Origin of the sequence: Lishizhenia sp., from assembly GCF_033720595.1 — a bacterium.
Classification (GTDB): Bacteria; Bacteroidota; Bacteroidia; order Flavobacteriales_D; family Crocinitomicaceae; genus Lishizhenia.
In genome coordinates this window covers 1-3397 of sequence record NZ_JAWWCF010000251.1, presented here as the reverse complement: position 1 = coordinate 3397, position 3397 = coordinate 1, and the positions used below count along the sequence as shown (strand labels likewise).

At 37.7% G+C, this 3397-nt stretch carries 7 protein-coding genes; all 7 read right to left on the bottom strand.

All coding sequences use genetic code 11. The features are described from left to right. Positions 1-1313: hypothetical protein (locus tag R3333_RS13485; RefSeq protein ID WP_318959298.1), on the bottom strand; the 1313-nt coding region annotated here is incomplete at its 3' end. Positions 1314-1323: 10 nt separating this feature from the next. Then, on the bottom strand, positions 1324-1869 hold the full coding sequence (locus tag R3333_RS13480) for a peptidoglycan recognition family protein (RefSeq protein WP_318959297.1): 546 nt from the start codon (positions 1867-1869) through the stop codon (positions 1324-1326). Continuing rightward, positions 1866-2060, bottom strand: a complete 195-nt coding sequence (locus tag R3333_RS13475) for a hypothetical protein (RefSeq protein WP_318959296.1) — start codon at positions 2058-2060, stop codon at positions 1866-1868. The genes R3333_RS13480 and R3333_RS13475 overlap by 4 nt, the downstream gene beginning before the upstream one ends. Position 2061: 1 nt before the next feature. Then, on the bottom strand, positions 2062-2232 hold the full coding sequence (locus tag R3333_RS13470; RefSeq protein ID WP_318959295.1) for a hypothetical protein: 171 nt from the start codon (positions 2230-2232) through the stop codon (positions 2062-2064). Positions 2233-2235: 3 nt separating this feature from the next. Next, on the bottom strand, positions 2236-2706 hold the full coding sequence (locus tag R3333_RS13465; RefSeq protein WP_318959294.1) for a hypothetical protein: 471 nt from the start codon (positions 2704-2706) through the stop codon (positions 2236-2238). Positions 2707-2821: 115 nt separating this feature from the next. After that, complete coding sequence (locus tag R3333_RS13460) at positions 2822-3046, bottom strand: hypothetical protein (protein ID WP_318959293.1); 225 nt, start codon at positions 3044-3046, stop codon at positions 2822-2824. Positions 3047-3048: 2 nt separating this feature from the next. Then, a partial coding sequence (locus R3333_RS13455; protein WP_318959292.1) for a hypothetical protein occupies positions 3049-3397 on the bottom strand: 349 nt, incomplete at its 5' end.

Below are 3397 nucleotides of genomic sequence, written 5' to 3'. Positions count from 1 at the left end.
CCGTGTTGAATTAAAGCATTTCTCATGCTATGAAATTGAGTTACAAATTGATCCATGAAAGTGTTGAAATTATCAGGACTAGCATTATAATCTGTAGGTACTAGATTTGTGGCAAAATCTACGTCAACGTATTTGAAGAGTTTTATTTTATCTCCCGATGAATTTTTAACGTAGAAAACCTGCCCGTTTCCATCTCCAAAATCAAAAACACCCGTCGATGAAGCATTTGGAACAATAGGATTCTCAATTGAAGATACTCCTTGATAAAATCCATTACCAATTCCCGAAGAATACGGTTTTACTATATCTCCCAAAAAGAAATTATTTCCTAATCCCTTGTTAACACTCAAACCATAATTTGTATTGTCGTCTGAGGTCATGGATATTTCCTTTCCATTTGTGGTATGCCCTATTTCGAATAACCTTCCATTTCCATGATTTTCAATTTTTGCATATGCACCACCGCCCCATGTTTGTGGCATAAATAAACTACCACCATTTGAAATTATTTGCTTATCTCCAGTGATGTAAAAAGAATCTATTGAATCAGGGGTTTTAACTAATAAGGCTTTATCAGTACTTAACCCGCCTTGTGCTTGTAAGTGCAGCAAAGCTTGGGGTTGTGTCATATAACCACCAACAGACACCCATCCATAATTTGGATTAGTTGCACCTCCAGTAAAATTAAAATGACCATTTATAGAATAGAATCTATTTATACCTACTCCATCATACCCTCCAATAGTTGATATGTTGTTAGCATTATTCCCAATTACAGTACCACCATTTTGCCGAACCCCCAATGCTCTTTGAGAAGCGTTTGTCCTTACATCAACAACATAATCACTTAAACTTCTTCCTGTATAGTTGTTGATGAGTAAGCCTTTCAGTGGTGCACCTTGACTTGATGAACCTAATTCAAAATTACCTAATGCATCAAAACTAAAAACGTTTTGAAGTCCATTTTTATAACTTATGCTATGGCCATTCATATCAACAGTTCTATCTGAAGACAATTGACCATCCCCAGTATAGAATGTTACAGCCTCGCTACCTCCCGAGGCTGAATTAAAACCCGATGTTGCCTCTGTTGCCCATGCTTCAAAAGCATCTGCATCTGCATAAGGATTTCCATCCTCCATTAAGATGTCTGCAAAATTGAGGGTAAATAAATAACCTCTGCGGTCGTAAACATGGAACTGATCACGAAACACATCGTCTCGTCTAATTTCAGATAAAGCGGCAGAACGGGCTTGATAGCCTGCCATTCCATCAATGTATAAGTAGTTGTTGTATGTATATACGTTGTACATAATCTAGGTATTACCAGTTGTAAACTTCATTTCTTAATTTGTCTCCTGGGCAGCTTGTTTGCTTAAAGTCGCCATGTGGGGCAGAGGTTAGGTTTTTACCTACCATTTTACGTATTTCACGGCCTAACCATGTAGCTGATTGCATCTGTTCTGGAGTCGGCATTGAATTAGAGAAATCACCAACCAAACAAACACCAATTCCATCTGTATTTCTACCCGGGCAATGATAACTCACGGTTGTTAGTGCGTTGGTTTGTTTAATGGTTCCATCTTTTTCAATTACAAAGTGGTAGCCTATGCCTGGCCAATCATGTTTTTCAACATGGTATTTTGCGAATTGCTCCGCTGATCCAGAATGTGTGGCACTATGATGCCAGATGATATAAGCTATTTTTGAAAGGCTACGCATTCCGTAGCTCTTGTTTGAATTCTTGGTTAACTTATTTGCGACGTTTTCGATTTTCATAAATCTGTCTTTAATGATTTGGTAGAATAGGATGAAGGATAATGCGAACATGTAAATCAACATCACCACTCTTAAGGTTTTATCGTTCATACATTTTCTAGTATGATATTGGCCAGAGAAATGAACTTTTCTAGGTTTATTTTACCGCTGGCCAATGCAGTTAAAAGAACCCAAAGAGTCAAAGCCGTAGTAAATCGAATTTGAAATATTGCTTCACCGTTATTTGTGTTTTCAAGCTTTAATTTCAAATGCTTCAGAGGTTTGATCTTTAGGTTCTTCATTTTAGTTGTCTTTGTCTTTTTTGCTTTTCCGAACAAAGAGGATGGTTGAGAATACTACGGGTGCAATTAATGAAACAATTCTTGCGACCGCTTCAACAGCTTCCAGAGATACAACCCAACCCGCTCCCGTTGCTAAAAGCATCTGTACTGCAGTAAGTGCTTTTTCTTGCATAGGTTAGAAGCGTTTTGATAGTCCTTGGAAACTCAATTGACTGTTAATCACACTCACATCAACTAAACTTTCATCTCTTAACCAAGTTGAAAGGTCGGTTGCAGTTGGATTAATGAAGTCCCAACTTGACGAGCGTAATCCGAATGCTTTGTTTAATTGGATAAAGTCAGCATCGTTTTTAAGTTTTTTCAAAACAGAATAGACTTGATTGGCATCATCTGTATTACTAGGACCAGTCATAGCTTCCTCTAAATCGTCGGCCATTGCATCAAAATCGCTGTCAGAATAACTAGGTGTAACACCTTGTTTTTCCAGTTGTTTGATTTCAACTTTTCCTTGTGTTTCTTCGGCTGAATTCTTCATTTGAGCTTTAGCCCAGTTGTAAACATTCCATCCAATAACAAGTAAAATGATGGCAACAACTATTTGTACTACTACAGGCTGTTGTTTATAAATTTTGATTAACTCATTCATTACCTCGCGAGTTTAGTAGCTAATACAATCAATACTCCTGCTAGTGCTAATCCTAAAGAAAGGATCACTACAGTTTCGGTTGAAATTTTGGTTTCTACAGTTGCATCAAACATGATTAGCGAATTTTTGTGAGAACAATAAGCAGAATGATCAGCGCAGCGAATAAACCGCCCATGATGATTATAGTACGCTTTTGCTTTTGTTCTTCGGTTAATACTTTTTCTTGGGCTGTAGGCGTGTTTTGAGCTCCAAACGAGAAGGAAAGCAACGATGTGTTGCTATCTCCTGCGTTCATGATGTCCAAAACTGCCTGTTCTAAAAAGGAACTTTCTTTAGGCATGATTAAAAGAATTTCTTGTAAACAAATATTCCTATGCCCAGTGCAGCTAAAACAGCAATTACAATGAACAAAGTGTTGTTGTCTTTCTTGGTTTCGGCTTCAGCTATAGCTTTAATTGCCTCGGCCTCTGCTGTAGTACCCATTTTGGCAAGGCTTTCTTCAACCGTTCTTGATGTAGCTGCTTGGTCATACAAATCGGCATTTTCTAATGTTAAGGCATTGATTTGAAATCCGTAACTATCTGCGGCATCTTGGCGTTTTTTTGCCATTTCTGCCTTATAAGCACGATCTTTTTCACAGTCTGCCTGTCTTCCTTTTAATTTGTATTCACAAGGAATATTGGCTTGTCTT